This is a genomic window from Paenibacillus sp. J22P165 (assembly GCF_059692015.1).
Map to the genome: position 1 here is coordinate 562965 of NZ_JCAUAP010000004.1, position 17900 is coordinate 580864.

Here is a 17900-nt window from a genome sequence, read left to right on the forward strand (position 1 = left end):
CCATAGTGGGACGTAAGTGGAATAACATAAAAGAGAAGAAAGCTTCTAATGATGCAAGTACGAGTCGAGTTTATGCGAAATTCGGACTTGAGATTTATGTAGCAGCACGTAAAGGTGAGCCAGACCCAGAATCGAATCGCGCGTTGAAAGTCGTTCTTGAACGTGCCAAAACGTATAATGTACCGAAAGCGATTATTGATCGCGCTATTAATAAAGCCAAAGGCAGCTCTGACGAAATCTATGAAGAGCTTCGTTATGAAGGCTTTGGACCGAATGGTTCCATGGTAATTGTGGACACGTTAACGAACAATGTAAACCGTACCGCGTCAAGCGTGCGTGCCGCTTTTAGTAAAAATGGCGGTAACATGGGTGTAACAGGTTCCGTTGCGTACATGTTCGATGCAACTGCAGCGATCGGTATTGAAGATAAGAGTATCGACGAGGTTATGGAGATTCTGATGGATGCGGACGTAAATGTTCGTGATCTTCTTGAAGAAGAAGACATGGTCATGGTGTATGCGGAGCCCGAGGAATTCCACGCCGTTCAAGAGGCGCTCAAAAAGGCTGGGATCACGGATTTCGCAGTTGCGGAGCTAACGATGATTGCTCAAAACAACGTCACACTATCTGATGATGCACAAACGCAATTCGATAAAATGATTGATGCTCTAGAAGATTTGGAAGATGTTCAACAAGTGTATCATAACGTGGAATAGGCGTAACGGAATGAATAAAGGATGCAGCGAAGATCGGATGATCTTAGTTGCATCCTTTTCTCTTTACATAAGTAAGGGGTTTTCTCATTTTCAGCTGGTCACAAGTGATATATAATAAGATGTAAGCGAATTCATAGATAAGGTAGGGGATGCAAATGAGGGTAAAAGGGAACCGAATTATTATGAAATTTCTTGTGCCCTATTTGTTTATTTTACTCATTCCTATCCTGATTGGGCTGTTAACTTATCAGAAAACGATCCGTGTGATCGAGAATGAATTGGCGAACTCGAATATGATTCTTCTTAATCAAAGTAAAGAGATTATTGATCGCAGGCTGGCAGAAGTAGATATTATCACACAACAAATTATGCTGGATCCCAATCTCATATCTTTCCAATATATTGAGAATCCGTTTGACGGAGCTAACACTTATCGCACAATAGAAATGAAGAAGAGTTTAATTAATTATAAGGTGTTGAATACCTTCATCTCCCAGTTTTATGTGTTTTTCAATAGCAGTAAGTTGGTTGTTAACCCTACTTTTATCTATGATTTTCCGACGTTTTATCAAAATGTGCTGCAACGTGAAAATTTGAATGAAACACAGTGGTATGAGCATATTTTGGGCACCTATCACGCCAAAAAGGTCGAATCTGCCAGTGTCTATACCTTAGATGGAAAGCCTGCCCGCATGGTGACCTATATTCAATCTTTAGGTTTTGCTTTGAATTCATATGCAACGATTGTCGTACTCATTGATAACCAAGAGTTTGTTAACTTGTTGAATGGACTTGATATGTCTGATGGTGGTTTTGCGTACATCTTGGATCGAAACGGTCAAATCATTAGCTACGCTTCAGGTGGCGCTGGGCCCATACACCCTGAGCCAATTACCTTTCAATCCACTAGTGGAACGATTTTCCCCTCAGCTGCTTCCCATAACCAAATGATTACTTATACGACCTCACAATCCAATGGTTGGACGTATGTTGTTTCACAGCCTGCCCATATTGCACTTGAGAAAGCGACTTATATCAAAAACATCATGCTCACTATATTCATACTTTCTTTAGTTCTGGGCGTTGTTGTTGCGCTATTCATGGCCTATCGCAGCTCAAAGCCGATTCAATTCCTTGTGAATGCGATTGATCCGCTCGGTGAGGATTCAAGTAAGCATGGTAAATCACGAGATGCCTTTCAGATGATTCAAGCGGGGATTTTTCGATTGAAGAATAACAACGCGGATCTAAGGCTAGAAATGGAGCGGCAGCGACCGATGCTGCGTATTGCTTTTTTTGAACGGCTTCTGAAGGGCGAATTCTCCGTTTCGGCAGACATCCCCATGATGATGGAACGGCTTCATATTCACATGAACGGTCAGACGTTCGCCGTTGCCATCCTTTCCTTACATGACCATGCTCCCATTCTGGAGCAGGAGATTTTTCAGGATTTGGATAGGAAAAGCCTCTTTATGAAGGAACTGATTTTACGAATGAATGAGCACGTGTATGTGCATGAATTGAATGGTAATAAAATGGCACTTATATTCTCTTGCGAATCCCCCCAGGCGGACGATTGTAAGACGGTGATTGAACATTTTGTACACCAGCTGAATCATGAAATGCTGGATGTTCCTTATCATCCGTCGATTGGAGCAGGACATATTTATACGAGTTATGAGGAGATTTCACGTTCTTATCAGGAAGCGGAGCAAGCGTTAGATTATAAAATGTGGAAAAGATTACCCGGTCTGGTGTGGTTCAGTGAACTGCCCCAAACGAGCGGGAGTTATTACTATCCTTCAGATCTGGAAGGGAAGCTGATGAATTTCGTCAAAGCAGGCATCCATACTGAAGTACGGAAATTATTCCAAGAGTTAGACAGTGAAAACTTTGATAAACGGGAACTCTCTTCCTCGATGATGAAGCTACTTATGTCTGATTTGAAAGGAAGTGTGGCCAAACTGTCCGAGCAGATCCCGATGGATGAGGATGGACGTAAAGCAAAGCCAATCCAGGCTTTGTTCACACTTCCTGAACATTCCGAAGATGTGCAGGACACCTTTCGTGCAATTGAGGCTGCCTGTTTGCATCTGTGCGATATCGTGAATAGTCGCAAGAAAAGCCATAATGATCACTTAATCGAAAGTATCTTGGCGATGATTCAATCCCACTACAGCTCTTCGAGCTTCACGCTGCTCGCGATAGCGGAGCAATTTCACATCTCGGAAGTGTATCTCTCTTATTTTATCAAAGAGCAGACAGGGGTTACGTTTAGTGAATATTTGGAGGAACTGCGTATGAAGCAGGCCAAAGTTTATCTGCAAGACGATCATTTTACGGTCAAAGATGTTGCTGAAATGGTTGGATATAATTCTTCGAATACCTTTTGCCGCGCATTCAAACGAATGAATGGCATAAGTACGACGGAGTACAAGAAAATAGTTAATATTATTTCAGACTAAAGTTGTCGGAATAATGTTGACAACTTTAGTCGGAATTGATATGATCTGCTCATAAGAGCATACGGAAATCGACTGGACAGCCAGAGATTTAATGCAAGGAGGGACACCTACGGGATTCCTTGCGTTGGATCTCTTTTTTCATCTCATCCACTAATATCTGGCATCATTGTCAATTGCACACGTGATTCTTGTGCGGTGTATATGAAGCTTGAAAGTGTGTATAGCGATTTATTGTCTGATGCATATGTGATCACGCATTTCATATTGCTCCCATGAACAGTGAAATCTATACTTGCCATTGAGGAGGTGTACTTACATGAAAGCGCTTAACACAAAGGTGGAAGCAGGAATTTATCACAGGACGAAAGTGGTAAAGAAGAAAACTTGGAAGCAGATCTGGAAAGGTCGCCAGCTGTTTCTGATGATGCTATTGCCTACCTTGTATATTGTTATTTTCAAGTACATTCCCATGGTTGAAGCGCAGATCGCCTTCCGTGACTATGTATTTACGAAAGGAATATGGGGGAGTGATTGGGTCGGACTAGAGAATTTTACACGTTTTTTTCGTTCCAATGAATTCTGGCGAGTACTGAAAAACACGCTTAGTCTTAGTGCATACCAGCTTATTGCAGGGTTTCCTTTCCCGATCATCCTTGCGATTTGCTTGAATTACGTACGCAATCAAACGTTTAAGAAGTGGGTACAAATGGTTTCCTACGCTCCTCACTTTATTTCGATCGTAGTTATCGTAGGCATCATTTCCCAATTGCTGGATCCGCGAACAGGGTTAGTGAATGGCTTCCTGCAATTACTTGGATTTGATCCAATTAACTTTATGGGGAAAGCGGATTACTTCCAATCCATTGTTGTCTGGTCAGGACTTTGGCAGAACCTAGGTTTCTCTTGCATCATTTATATCGCGGCGCTTGCCAGTATTGATCCCATGCTGCATGAAGCGGCAGTTGTCGATGGTGCATCGAAGTTGCGTAGAGCTTGGCATATCGATTTACCTGGTATTATGCCGCTCGCGATTATTTTACTCATTTTGAGCACAGGAAATATCTTAGATACGGGATTTGAGAAAGTGCTATTGATGCAAAATTCACTGAACATTCGTTCTTCTGAAGTTATTGATACGTTCGTTTATAAAGTGGGGCTTGCGTCGCCAGCGGCAGATTTCTCGTATTCAGCGGCAATTGGGTTGTTCAAGTCTGTTGTCGGATTTATTTTACTTGTTTCGGTGAATCAACTGGCAAAGAAATTAAAACAGGAGAGTTTATGGTAGCAGGTAAGGAGATGAAGCATGAGGCAGAAAGCGATCAAAGAAACCGATACGGACCGGATCTTTACGATCTTTAATTATGTCATACTTACACTTTTTACACTTACGGTACTCTACCCGCTTCTCGTTGTGTTGAGTAATTCGATTAGCTCTCCAGTGGCTGTGGGCGCGGGAAAAGTATGGTTATGGCCGGTGGAACCTAGTTTTGCCGGATATAGACAGGTTTTTAGCTACAGTAAGGTTTGGGTGGGTTTCGGAAATGTTATCTTCTATACAATTGTGGGGACGGCCGTAAACATAATACTTACGATTTTAGCGGGCTATCCGCTTTCGAGGACAGATTTTGTAGGCAGACATATCTTTATGGGGTTATTCGTGTTCACGATGATTTTCCATGGCGGCTTAATCCCCACTTACATGGTTGTGAAGGGGCTTGGCATGGTCAATACGCGATGGGCAATGATTATTCCTGGCGCACTCGCGGTGTGGAATGTGATTATTACGAGAACCTACTTTAAGACTACACTTCCACAAGAAATGCTGGAATCCGCGCAAATGGATGGGTGTAGTGATTTTCGATTTCTATGGCGGATGGTGATACCGCTCTCGATGCCGATCATTGCCGTGAACGCATTGTTCTATGCGATCCATCATTGGAATGCGTATTTCAGTGCTTTGATTTACCTATCCAAGCCGAGTCTTTTTCCATTGCAGCTAATCTTACGTGAAATTTTAATTCTCAGCCATGTCACACCCGATATGTTAGATCAAGTCTCAGAAGCAGCTAGGCTGGAAGGCATGACCGATGTTCTGAAATATGCACTTATCGTTGTTTCCTCATTACCTTTGTTGATCTTGTATCCATTTGTTCAAAAGCATTTCGTTAAAGGTTTGATGATCGGTTCTTTGAAAGGGTAGTCCGGTAGAGACAAAATGGGAGGTTATGTAGATGAAAAGAATGATTTATAGCGGCTTGGCGATATCCATGTTGACAGCGACGGTGCTTAGTGCATGTTCCACATCAGACACAGCAACATCAACGGCGACGGCAGAGGCGACGAAAGCAGCAGAAAAGGTAGTCCCATCCGTCGTTACGCCAGCGGGGACATTGCCCATTACGAAAGAAAAATCGACACTGAAAGTCCTTGTAGCGGGACGCCCGAACATTGATTTCCCAACGAGCTCTGCAACCAAATGGTTGGAAGAGCAAACGAATGTACACATCGAATGGCAAGTGGCTCCTGAAGGAAAAGAAGCGCAGACGAAGCTGAATGTTGTGCTGGCGAGCGGCGATTACCCGGACGTCATCATGAATTTTGACGTAACGAGTACACAGCAATTGAACTATGGGAAACAAGGGATATTCATCCCGCTGAACAAATTGATTGAGCAGTATGGCGTTGAAACGAAGCGAGTATTTCAGCAATTCCCGACAGTCAAAGATGATATTACAGCAACCGATGGCAATATTTATTCCTTACCGGTCGTTTCGGAGTGCTACCAATGTGCTTTAGGGCAGAAACTATGGCTCTATAAGCCATGGCTAGATAAACTACAGCTCAAAGTGCCGACGACGACGGAGGAGTATTATCAAGTTCTGAAAGCTTTTAAAGAGAAAGATCCGAATGGCAATGGCAAAGCGGATGAAATACCACTGTCCGGCTCGATTGAGGGCGATCACACGGGTATTGATGAGTTCCTGATGAACGCATTCGTTCTAAATAGTGCTAAAAACATTGCATCAGGCTCAGGCTTCTCCATTGATGATGGACGACATATGTACCTCAATCAAGGCAAGATCGAAGCTGCATTCACACAGCAGGGCTGGAAAGACGGCTTGAAGTATCTGCACAAACTCTATGCGGAGAAACTGCTTGATCCACAGGCTCTAACGCAGAATAAGAAGCAACTCAAAGCCATCGGCGAGAACAAAGATGCCATTCTAGGATCAACCTCTGCACTGGCGATGGGAACATTTACGCAATACGGCGGACCTAGCGGCAGATGGGCTGAGTATGTAGCAGTTCCTCCATTAAAAGGGCCGACAGGCTTACAAGTTGCCCCTTACAATCCCGATGTAACCATGACAGGTGAGTTTATTATTACAAGTGCGGCCAAACATCCAGAAATTGCACTGCGATTAGCAGATTATTTGTATAACGAAGATGTGACGTGGAAATTGCAAAAAGGGACAGAAGGACTGAATTGGCGTAAAGCAACGCCAGGGGAACTAGGAGCGAATGGAAAGCAAGCTGTGTTCGCACAATTAAGCCCTATCTCGGATGAGAAAAGCAACAATAACTGGTATCAAAGAGGTTTATTTGCAACAGGGGATGCTCAGCGATACACCCAAACAGTAGATCCGAAAGCACCGAAGGCACAAGCGATCGTGCTCTTTGAAGCAACTAAGAATCTGTATGAGCCCTACCAACAAAAAGCAGACACCATGATTCCAACCTTGTTCTTCGATGTCGCTCAAAGCAAGCAAGTCGTTGACTATTCCAAAACGATTGGCACGTATGTGGAAGAGATGATGGCTCGTTTCATCACGGGAGATCTGAATATCGATAAAGATTGGGATTCCTATATCAGCCAATTAAAATCGATGAATTTGCCGAAGTTACTCGAGATTTATCAAGCCGCTTATGATTCGAAAAAGAAAAAATAAGGTTGATTTTACTAAGACCATGCAAATCATTCAGAGCCATAACAGGAGGTCTACGCAAATGACGCGACCGAATATCATTTTTATTTTGGCAGATGACCTTGGCTTTGGGGAATTAGGCTGTTACGGGCAAACCCTGATTCAAACACCTCATTTGGATCGCATGGCAGAAGAAGGTTTGCGATTCACCAGACATTACTCGGGAGGCCCGGTTTGCGGGCCTTCCCGGGCGTGTTTGATGACAGGACAGCATCAAGGGAATGGGTATATCAAAGGGAATCCACCGCAGGGCAATGATGTAGCGTTGCGTCCAGAAGATCGAATCATAGCGGAAGTCTTGCATGATGCGGGCTATGAAACGGCTTGTATTGGCAAATGGGGGCTAGGTAAAGCAGGCAGTACGGGATTTCCGAATCGGAAAGGCTTTGATCTGTTCTATGGCTACGATTCCCACCGCGCAGCGCACGAGTATTATCCAGATTATTTGTGGCGCAATGAAGAGAAAGAGGCATTGCAAGCTGGCACGTATAGTCATGATGCGTTTACGGAGGAAGCTGTGAGCTGGATTCAGCAAAAGCGAGAGCAGCCATTTTTTCTTTATTTAGCTTATACATTGCCACATTCACCCTACAACCCTCCGGATCAAGGACCCTATGGCGAGAAGGATTGGCCCGAATCGTATCGCAATTATGCAGCTATGATTACACGGATGGATCGCGATGTGGGAAGGATTATGAGTTTGCTGGAAGAGTTGGGGATAGACGAGCAGACACTAGTTATTTTTACGAGTGACAACGGCCCAGGCAGTGAATATAAACGTGAAATCTTAGATATGGTTCGGTTCTTTCGCAGTGCGGGTCCGTATCGCGGGATGAAGCGGGATGTGTATGATGGCGGCATTCATGTACCGCTAGTCGTTAGATGGCCTGGAACCATTCAATCAGGGGTGAGCGACCATGTATGTGCCTTTCAGGATTTCATGCCGACGTTCGCTGAACTGGCTGAGACGACTGCGACCGAAGGGATCGATGGTTTGACGCTTGTGCCTACACTGATGGGTAAGACGGGACAACTGGCTCACGATACCTTGTATTGGGAGTTTATTTTCATGGGACCAGAGCGCAAGGGGCGGCAATCGGTGTTGGATGTGAAAGAGAATTTGAAGGGTGTACGTTATGGCAGCCTTGGAAAGCTGGAACTGTACCGCATCGATGATGATGAATCGGAAGCGAATAATATCGCCGATTCGCATCCAGACATTGCCGCTCGGATCGAGCAACGAATGAATGACATGCGCGGACATAGTGACATCTGGCCCATGCCTGAGATGGGTGAACCGCCTTTAGCATAACTCTTATTCGGCAGCATTGTGCAGAAGAAAGGAAGGATCGGAGTGGCTCAACGACCGAATGTTCTGTATATCATGGCAGATCAGTTTCACGCCGATTGTCTTGGCATCATGGGGAGACAGGTGAGGACACCAAATCTCGATCAACTTGCTAGAGAAGGCGTCAGGTTTGACAAAGCGTACTGCAATAATCCGATTTGCGCGCCATCTCGAGTTACGTTTATAACAGGGCAATATCCACATACACATGGCATTGTGGGGAACGATATTCATGAAATGAATGATCGCAACGGGGATACGTTATCTGCCGTATTTCGTCGCACAGGGTATCAAACGGCGCTAATCGGCAAATCGCATATGATCGGCGAGTGGGATCGGGAAGGGTTCGAGCATCTTCGATACTGTGACTTATGTGATTGCGATCGGAATGATCCGCTTCAAAATCATTATTACAACTATTTGATTGAGCAAGGTTTAGCCGATGCTTATGATTTGGGGAAATTGAAACCGAATCATCCAGGGAGCTCCATTCGGGGCTTCGATTCGTTGATACCGGAGGCGCATTCCTTGGAAACGTGGACCGGTGATGAGACTTTGCATTTTTTAAAAAATAGGGATGAACGTCGGCCATTTTTGGTCCATATGAGCTTCCAAAGACCTCATGAACCCTATACCGTACCGTTCGATACGGGACTGCTTTATGAACCTGAAGAGATTGTTCTTCCCTCAGGGATCAAGGATTTGTTTGAGAATCAATTTGCGGGGAAGCCGGAGCAGATGCGGAAGTTGGTCGATACGGTTGGGGGTATGCCCTATATTCCTGAGAATCAGGCTGATTTACGACGGCAGCTTGCCTTCTATTACAGTCTGATCACGCGGATCGATGAGCAAATTGGCAGAGTGCTACGCTATTTGGAAGAAACAGGTCAAGCTGAGAATACCGTTGTCATTTTCACCTCAGACCATGGTGACTTTGCCGGTGATCATGGCATGATGAACAAAAATATTGGTATCTATGAATCCATTCATCGGATTCCATTTCTAATGAAATATCCTGGTGTTGAGGCAGGCGTCATACTGGATGGCATCATGGAGAGTGTGGATATGTTTCCAACTCTTTGTGAGCTATGTGAGGTTGAGTTGCCCAAAGGGGTGGAAGGTAGAAGTTTACTGCCCGTCATCACGGAGAAAATGGCAGGTAAACCGTTCACGGTATGTGAATGGTCGTTCCCGGCCTATAGGTCCATGGTCAATGCGATCCGTACCGACCGTTATCGGCTTGTTTATTTCGGCCAAGGAGAAGGCGAACTCTACGATCATGAGGATGATCACGACGAGTTGCATAATCACTGGAGGAATCCAGCGTATACTTCCGTGAGATTACAGCTGTTGGAGCAGCTAATCGATCATATCAACAACTATCGGGTGAAATCGTCCTCTACGATTTCGAAGGAAACGAGTCATCGCAGTCGGAATTCCCTGACGCGATTAATTCATACGGGACAGAAGAGTTGGGCGGAGATAGAGCCGTTTTATCGTCGGTGAGTGTGCGGGGGAGGATTATCTCCCGGGATTATTTCCCGGAATTATCCTCCGCCTGGCGCATTAGATGGAAAAACTACAGCTAATTTTTCCGATTTGCCTCATATAGGTGCGAATGGCGAGAATTAGCTGTAGGAAATCCATCTATTCGCGGAAAGGGCGGGAAATTGGACGAAATAGATGGAGGAAATCCATCTAAATGGCTGGCTGAGGTAAGTTGCTCGCTAGTCGAGTGGCTGTGGGGTAGTAGTGGAAGTTAGCGTGACGATTGGAGGAAGGGCGAATGGCACTTCGCATTAAACAGGATGGGGAAGCGCATTGTTCAGCGCATCGGCAGTTTGCTTATGAGTTGACATGGCTTCCTGAGAAAAACTATATTCCCGGCACGGAAGTCGAAATTCGTGCTGGTCTATTTCGCCAGTATTATGAGTGGACCGTGCACCGAATAGATATGGAGCAAGCTGAAGTATTATTTAGCCCCCATATCACCGAATCGGGACCTGATGTGTTTCAGAATAAGAAGCTGCGGCTGCTGATGAAAGCCAAGCTGCTCAGAATGATTCGCAAAGGCGAGCCTATTAGCATCAAGCTGCTAACAACACCATCCATGTTCGCTGGGATGGATTTGGAGTTGTTCGTTTGGGTACGTGAACCTGTTGGTGCTGCTTTGATCGATAAAGACACGGAGCCAAAGCCGAGTGTACGTGAGTCAGAAGAGGGCTGTTGCTTACATGTGAAAGCTGGCCCCGTGGAGCGATTCTCCGTCTACGCGCATCCGATGCAGGGCGTGGATGGGAAAATCCGGACGTGTCTCGTCCCAGAGGACCGTTATGGCAATCCGTCCTCGTTCGCGAAACAAGTCCCCATCATTTACGCTTGGAACGATAGCGAAGCGACAATACCCATGCAAGAGGCTCAAATTCTTGCACTAGCCGCATCAGAGCACACGAATGTCGTTACCGTACGCATTCCAATGGATGCCTTATCCCTGCAGGAGAATATCATGAACGGCCTTGTTGATGGGGAATACCTCGTCGTGAAAGGTAATCCAATCCTTGCAGGGACGAAGCAAGGCCTGCAGCCTGCCTTCGGCGATATTCATTGGCATACGCAGGAAGCGAGTGGAGCTGATGGCGGCCGTTCCATGCAAGAGGCTTATAGCAGTGCACGGGATGCGTTGAATATGAATTTTGCAGCACCAAGTGATCATGATCCAGCAGGCGTGGAGTGGGAGCGAACCGTGCAGTTGACGGATTCTTCCAATGAATCCGATGCGTTCGCTACCCTCTATGGCTGGGAGAACTCAACCAATCGCGGACATGAGAATTATTATTTCTTGGAACCCGATCATGCAGCGGTATGCAGGGGCAAGGCGGATTTCCAGCCCAAGGATCTGGCATTAGCAACAAGCCGTTTGGATACGTTTCAGGATTTCATCGCTGTACCTCATCATACGAATAGTACGGCCACGCTCAAAAAGGACGGCATACCAGCTTGGCATCAATATAACTGGATGGAACCACGTGACTACCGGCGCTTGGTGGAGATTGTGCAAAATCGTGGCAATCAAGAAAAAAATGACTACGCCGACGCTTGGCGGGGGCTGGTTCAGAATCATTACGCTTCTGCGCAAGATGCCTTACAGGATGGCCACAAACTAGGTTTTACCGGAGGAACCGATAACCATGTAGGTTGGCCAGGGCGTGTGATCTATGAGAATCGCAAAAGCGTCATTCTTACAGGCGTCTGGACGGATCGAGTAGAACGGCGCAGCTTGTTTCAGGCACTGTGGAACCGTCACACATGGGCAGTCTGTGATACCAGGGCCATTGTCTGGTACACGATCAATGATGTGCTGATGGGAGGCGAACTTCAACTTGCGGCAGGCTCTGAACTGAACGTTCATCTCCAAATCGAAGCGGAGGCTCCTTTACAATCCATTGAAATTGTATCAGAGGGGGAAGTCGTGTGGTCATCCTCTTCGACTACAGCACGCGTTGATATTCAGGTCTCGCTGGAGCCAGTCAGCAGATCAACCCATTTCTATCTCCGTGCACTGCAGCGTGACTGTGGATTTATGTATGGGAGTCCAATCTTTGTGGAAGTTAAGACGGAATCAAGTCTGACGAGTGGGTGAGTGCAATGAGCAATATGATCATTGTTATGTCCGATCAGCATAATCCGTTCTATTCATCGGTGTATGGTCATCCCCTAGTTCAAACACCGAATATGGAACGCCTTGCGCGAAAAGGTGTCTTATATACAAACGCGTACTGTCCTTCGCCCTTATGTATGCCGAGCCGCTCAGCGTTTATGTCAGGACAACGTGTACATCAGCTGCAAGCATACTCCAATTGTACGGTGAATGTGCCGTCTCAGGCAGCCACATACGGGGCGGTGCTCCGAGAGCAAGGCATTCATACAACTTACATTGGCAAAACCGATGTTTACGACAAAGGCGAAAATCTAGGCTTTTCTGAAATGCTCTTGTGCAAGGACAGAAAACCGATCGGAGATACTCATTTCCAGCGCAAGCCTCTCGCCATCCGACATGGAGCAGCAGAGAAGGCTGATGCCTATGGTGTTAAAGACACGGCGTTCGACCAAGATTCGCAAGTCATACATGCGGGGATCACGTGGTTACAGGAGAAAGCCACGAATCTAGATCAACCGTGGTGCTTGACCATCAACATCATTAATCCACATCCACCGCACTGGAACACCAGCGAGTTCTGGGAGCTGTATCCAGATGGTGCTGGTCTACCTACGTTTGATCGTAAGCATCAGTCCGAATCCGCGCAGCACCCATATTCACGGGATTTACGCGATCATTTTGAGTTTGCTCATTATCGCGAAGATCAAATAAAAGGTTTGCGTAGAGGATATCTCGCTAATATTAGCTTCGTTGATCAGCAGCTAGGATTAATCTTGGATGCTCTTCATGCATTGAACCTAGAGGAGTCCACAAACCTCATCTATACTTCGGATCATGGCGAGATGATGGGCAAGTTTGGAATCTGGGGGAAATGTACGTTGTTTGAGGATTCGGTAAGGGTGCCGTGTTTGGCAGCAGGTCCTGATTTTCCTATGAACACTATTGTGCATACACCTGTAGATCTTCATGATGTGCAGGCAACGATTTTCGCGTCTGTGGGTGCCAAGCGCCCCTCGAACTGGATCGGTACTCCTCTTCAACTAATGGCTAAAGATGACACTAATCGGGTGATTTTCTCCGAATATCACGGTCATGGTACACGTTCTGGCTCCTATCTGATCCGCAAAGGTGATTGGAAGCTCATTTATTGCATGGAGGCGCCGCATCTTATGTTTAATCTGGCTGCTGATCCTCAGGAATTGCTCAATCTGTATACACATTTTCCAGAAAAAGCGCAAGAGTTAGAAGGGGAGTTATTTCGCATTTGCTCACCAGCAGTTGAGAATGAGAAAGCACACCGCTTTCAAGAAGCGCAGTCTTTTTATCTAGACAACCGTACATAGGGAGGGAATTGAAGTGAAAAAAATCGCAATTATGATGGTTATCACTTTTATTGTTACGTTGATTTTATCTTTGGAGGTATCTGCAACTACGCCAGGCAGGCCCATTATTCAAAACAATACGTTAAAAACGAGCACAGGTAATTTGTTGCGTATCGGTGTCGCTTATTACGGCAAGAGCTATACGAAACCTACTGGTGAGGTCGAGGACCCCAAATATTGGCGTCGCGCAAGTGCTGCCGGCTTGAATGCCATTCGCGTGACCAACTGGGATGAGATGGCTTACTTGGAAGCGGGTCTTGAAACGTGGACGATTGCAGAGAATATGACGCATCTAGATACGATTGTTCAGAATGCCAAGGATGCTGGTATCTATGTGGTCCTAACACCTGGTGATGACCCCGGTTCCTTCAGCAAGCCCTATTTAACTGACTTTTGGAGTGTTGCTGCTGATCGGTACAAGGATGACACGAACGTGATTTATGAAATTACCAATGAGCCAGTGGCATGGTCGCCTAGTGATTATTCGAATGCTAAAATGGACAATTTGGCTGATATTTATCAAATCATGCGAGCGGCTGCGCCGAATACACCGATTCTGAGTCTTGCTTTTTCCCATGCAAATGAAGATATGACGAGTAAGGTTAATTATTTTGCCAATAAAGCAGGTATTGTTTGGGCGAATAATGTGGACGTCATCTCCTATCACACCTATGGCACGTCGAATATGACGAAGATTACCCAGCTGCGCAATCAACATCCTGTTATTAATACGGAATGGAATTATCCGAAGTTCAACGATGGTGCTGTTTCCTTGGAAGGTAATAAATATCAAGGGCAAGCGCATGAAGAAGCCGGTATTAGCTCTATGAATTTCCGTGCGGGTCGAAGTGACGGTCGTTTTACCGAGTATTATGACTATGTGAATGATGCCAAGTACAAAGGCTATTATTGGATTCCTGGGACGGTTACGACGGATACGTTGGATGATTGGAGCAAGGTGTATGCTTATTCCGCTAATCTTCAGTTTGCATCAGGCAATCCTTCGTATTTCAACGGGGACACGTCACGAGTATCTCGTACAGATACCAATGCGGGGTATATCGTGTACAAAGCGCTGGATATTGGTAAATTCAAAGCCCACATCTATTCCAATGATAGTTTTGCAGGAATCAAATTTTATGTATCCAACAATGGGACAGATTGGGAGAAGTTGACGAGTAAAAAATCAACACCTGTAGGCACCTCTAATGGCTGGCAAGGGGCTAACTTCAGCAGTGATGAGCCCATTCCAAGCGGTACACAATATCTGAAAATCGAGATCTCCTCGAATACAGCGAGTCATATCACGCAGATTGCTGACCTTGAATTCACCAATTGGTCAGAAGGTTTGAGCGTTCAAGATAATTTGAATGCTTGGTCTGTCGCTTATTCCCATACGGCTAATATGCAATTCAATTCAGCAAATGCATCGTACTTCAATGGGGATGTGTCCCGTGCAGGACGCTCGGACACGAATCCTGGGAATATCGTGTATAAACTTGATAATCTCGGTGGTTTCTACGCGCATATTTACTACAAAGATGCATTAAGCGGTCTGAATTTTTATACCTCTGTTGATGGTACGAATTGGTCCACAGCGACGACATTGAGTTATGATCCCGAACCGACGGATAATGGCTGGAAATCGATTTATTTTGAAAATGATGGCTCACTCCCAAGTGGTACGAAGTATGTAAAAGTCGAATTGAACTCTACCGTAGGTGCGAATGTGACGCAGCTCGCGGATATGCGCTTCTATGTGAATTATTAGAGAGGACGAAGCGGGATGAGCGAATCATTTATTCATAAGCTGTTGCCGGCCCCAGTAGGTGGTGGCTTCGCAATGGAAGGGTACTGGATTTGGTGCGGCTCAGTCATCCAAGATGAGGATGGCAGGTATCATATGTTTGCTTCGAGATGGTCGAAGGAAGTAAGCTTTTGGCCCTACTGGGTAACGAACTCAGAAATTGTGAGAGCCGTATCCGATACACCGGAAGGTCCGTTTTACTTCGAGGAAGTTGTGCTCCCTGCGAGGGGAGCTTCCTTCTGGGACGGCATGATGACGCATAATCCAACGATCCATGCCTACAACGGTAAGTTCCTCTTGTACTACACAGGAACGACGTATGAAGGGGAGCGGCCCAATGGCTCTCACCATGAGGTATGGGGAAACACGAAGACTGCAGAAGCTAGACGTAATCAGCGCATTGGATTGGCTGTTGCGTCAAGTGTATATGGGCCATGGGAGCGACCCGATGCGCCTATTCTTGAGCCACGACCTGGGTGTTGGGATGGGTTGATGACGACGAACCCGGCTGCTTGCATACTGCCTAACGGGCAAGTTCAGCTGGCTTATAAATCAACAGCGAATCAGATGGATCGACTGCGCTTGGGGATTGCGAAGGCGGAACGCTACGATCAGCCTTATGAACGCTTACGGGAGGAACCGATTTTTACCTTTAATGGACATGAGGATCATATTGAAGACCCGTATTTGTGGTTTCATGACAATGCGTATGAGTTAATTATGAAAGATATGGAAGGCGGCATTTGCGGGGAAAAGCATGCTGGGATTCACGCGACCTCGCAGGATGGTACTCATTGGTCGGTTTCTCGCACACCGCTGGCGTATTCTCGTACGATACGCTGGGACGATGGGACGATCACGGAGTTAGGCTCCTTAGAAAGACCTCAGCTGCTGATTCAAAATGGTGTGCCTACGCATTTCTATGCAGCTGCTGCAAATCGTGGAGGTGTCTACGATACCGCCAATCCTGCTGATCACACATGGACAATCGCCATACCGTTGAAGTAGTACTTTGGATTCGCTTTGGCTAAGGAGGAGTTAAATGAGAGCAATACTTGTCATGATGGATACCTTAAATCGCCATTCCCTAATCGCGTACAATCCAGAGACGTGGGTGAAGACGCCGAATATTGAACGTTTTGCCGAGAAAAGTGCTGTATTTACCAATCATTGGTCGGGATCACTTCCTTGTATGCCAGCAAGACGCGATTTGTTTACGGGCAGATTGAGTTTTCTGGAACGAGGATGGGGAGGTCTAGAGCCATTCGATGTGACGTTACAGGAGCAATTCGCTCAGCATGGGATCTTTTCCCATATGGTGACAGATCATTATCATTATTTCGCGACCGGGGGTGAGAACTACTGTCAAAAGTTTACGACTTGGGACTTCCATCGGGGACAGGAGTTCGATCCGTGGGTCTCGCGAGTAGAACCACCTGAATATCCAGAGTCGTATCTCGGACGTGTTCATCCACAATTCGAGCGCAATCGTGAGAAGCTAACTAGTGAAGAGGCGTATTCAACGCCGAGAACCATGCAAGCAGCTTGTGAGTGGTTGGATCATAACCATGCGGGGGATGACTTTTTTCTCATGGTAGAACCGTTTGATCCACATGAGCCCTTTGATTGTCCTGATGAATATCTCGCGCTTTACGACGATACGTATGAGGGTCCCCGATATAATTGGCCATATTATGGCATGAATCCGGAGTCTCCTGAAGCTAGTGAGCACCTGCGAAAGCGGTATGCGGCTTCCTTAACGATGGTGGATCATTGGTTCGGCAAGTTACTGGATAAAATAGATGCCTATGGGATGTGGGAAGACACCTTGATCATCTTGACGACGGATCATGGTTTTCTGCTAGGAGAGCACAATCATCTAGGCAAAAATGTCATGAGTGTCTATAACGAATTGGCTCATTTGCCATTGATGATCCATCTGCCTGGCGGTGCGAGGGCTGGAGAGCGAATCGATGCGCTAACGCAAAATATCGATATGATGCCTACGCTGCTAGAGCATTTCGACATAGCGATTCCTCCCGAGGTTCGCGGTCAATCCCTGTTGACGTTGTTAGATCATCGAACAGAACAGATTCGGGAAGCTGCCTTGTACGGCTATTTTGGAATGGACGTCAATGTGACGGACGGCACCTACACGTATATGCGGACTGCAGCGAGTAAGGAGAATCAACCTTGCAATCTGTATACAGCGATGCCCACGGCATTCCGCAGTTTTGTCAGGCGAACGGACATGAGTGAGGTCGAAGTGGGCAGGTTTCTCGCTCACACGAACTATCCTGTGTTCAAGTTCAGGGTGAAGGGCAGCGGGCCGGAGTTAGGTCATGCTCCGCTTACACGGGAAACCCTTCTCTTTGATATTGAGCACGATTATCTTCAGCAGAATCCCATTCGTGATCCCGAGCTCGAAGAGAAGATGATGCACTTGATGGTGAAGGCCATGAAGGAAATACAAGCGCCAGAGGAGCAATTCGAACGACTTGGCTTACCAAATGAAGAGGATATATAGGAGGTCTGGCG

At 46.1% G+C, this 17900-nt stretch carries 12 protein-coding genes; all 12 read left to right on the forward strand.

Going from position 1 to position 17900, the window contains the following annotated elements; translation table 11 throughout:
* The first annotated feature begins 5 nt into the window (after positions 1 to 5).
* The 12 genes from AC58QM_RS12545 to AC58QM_RS12600 all read left to right on the forward strand — a co-directional run bounded on the left by AC58QM_RS12545 (position 6) and on the right by AC58QM_RS12600 (position 17889).
* On the forward strand, positions 6 to 716 hold the full coding sequence (locus AC58QM_RS12545; protein WP_497284347.1) for a YebC/PmpR family DNA-binding transcriptional regulator: 711 nt from the start codon (positions 6 to 8) through the stop codon (positions 714 to 716).
* A 155-nt stretch (positions 717 to 871) separates the two neighbouring features.
* The gene (locus AC58QM_RS12550) at positions 872 to 3181 is read left to right on the forward strand and encodes a helix-turn-helix domain-containing protein (protein ID WP_497284349.1); all 2310 of its coding nucleotides are present in this window, start codon (positions 872 to 874) and stop codon (positions 3179 to 3181) included.
* Positions 3182 to 3497: 316 nt separating this feature from the next.
* On the forward strand, positions 3498 to 4466 hold the full coding sequence (locus AC58QM_RS12555) for an ABC transporter permease (RefSeq protein WP_497284351.1): 969 nt from the start codon (positions 3498 to 3500) through the stop codon (positions 4464 to 4466).
* An 18-nt stretch (positions 4467 to 4484) separates the two neighbouring features.
* Complete coding sequence (locus AC58QM_RS12560; protein WP_497284353.1) at positions 4485 to 5381, forward strand: carbohydrate ABC transporter permease; 897 nt, start codon at positions 4485 to 4487, stop codon at positions 5379 to 5381.
* Positions 5382 to 5412: 31 nt separating this feature from the next.
* The gene (locus AC58QM_RS12565) at positions 5413 to 7131 is read left to right on the forward strand and encodes a type 2 periplasmic-binding domain-containing protein (RefSeq protein WP_497284355.1); all 1719 of its coding nucleotides are present in this window, start codon (positions 5413 to 5415) and stop codon (positions 7129 to 7131) included.
* 58 nt (positions 7132 to 7189) lie between these two features.
* The gene (locus AC58QM_RS12570) at positions 7190 to 8479 is read left to right on the forward strand and encodes an arylsulfatase (protein ID WP_497284357.1); all 1290 of its coding nucleotides are present in this window, start codon (positions 7190 to 7192) and stop codon (positions 8477 to 8479) included.
* Between the two features lie 42 nt (positions 8480 to 8521).
* Complete coding sequence (locus AC58QM_RS12575; protein ID WP_497284359.1) at positions 8522 to 10021, forward strand: sulfatase family protein; 1500 nt, start codon at positions 8522 to 8524, stop codon at positions 10019 to 10021.
* A 280-nt stretch (positions 10022 to 10301) separates the two neighbouring features.
* Complete coding sequence (locus AC58QM_RS12580) at positions 10302 to 12155, forward strand: CehA/McbA family metallohydrolase domain-containing protein (protein ID WP_497284361.1); 1854 nt, start codon at positions 10302 to 10304, stop codon at positions 12153 to 12155.
* Positions 12156 to 12160: 5 nt separating this feature from the next.
* On the forward strand, positions 12161 to 13516 hold the full coding sequence (locus tag AC58QM_RS12585) for a sulfatase family protein (protein WP_497284363.1): 1356 nt from the start codon (positions 12161 to 12163) through the stop codon (positions 13514 to 13516).
* Positions 13517 to 13529: 13 nt separating this feature from the next.
* Positions 13530 to 15326 (forward strand): cellulase family glycosylhydrolase, encoded by a 1797-nt coding sequence (locus AC58QM_RS12590; RefSeq protein WP_497284365.1) that lies wholly within the window; start codon positions 13530 to 13532, stop codon positions 15324 to 15326.
* Positions 15327 to 15341: 15 nt separating this feature from the next.
* The gene (locus AC58QM_RS12595; RefSeq protein WP_497284367.1) at positions 15342 to 16370 is read left to right on the forward strand and encodes a glycoside hydrolase family protein; all 1029 of its coding nucleotides are present in this window, start codon (positions 15342 to 15344) and stop codon (positions 16368 to 16370) included.
* Positions 16371 to 16404: 34 nt separating this feature from the next.
* The gene (locus tag AC58QM_RS12600) at positions 16405 to 17889 is read left to right on the forward strand and encodes a sulfatase (protein ID WP_497284369.1); all 1485 of its coding nucleotides are present in this window, start codon (positions 16405 to 16407) and stop codon (positions 17887 to 17889) included.
* The last annotated feature ends 11 nt before the right edge of the window (positions 17890 to 17900 follow it).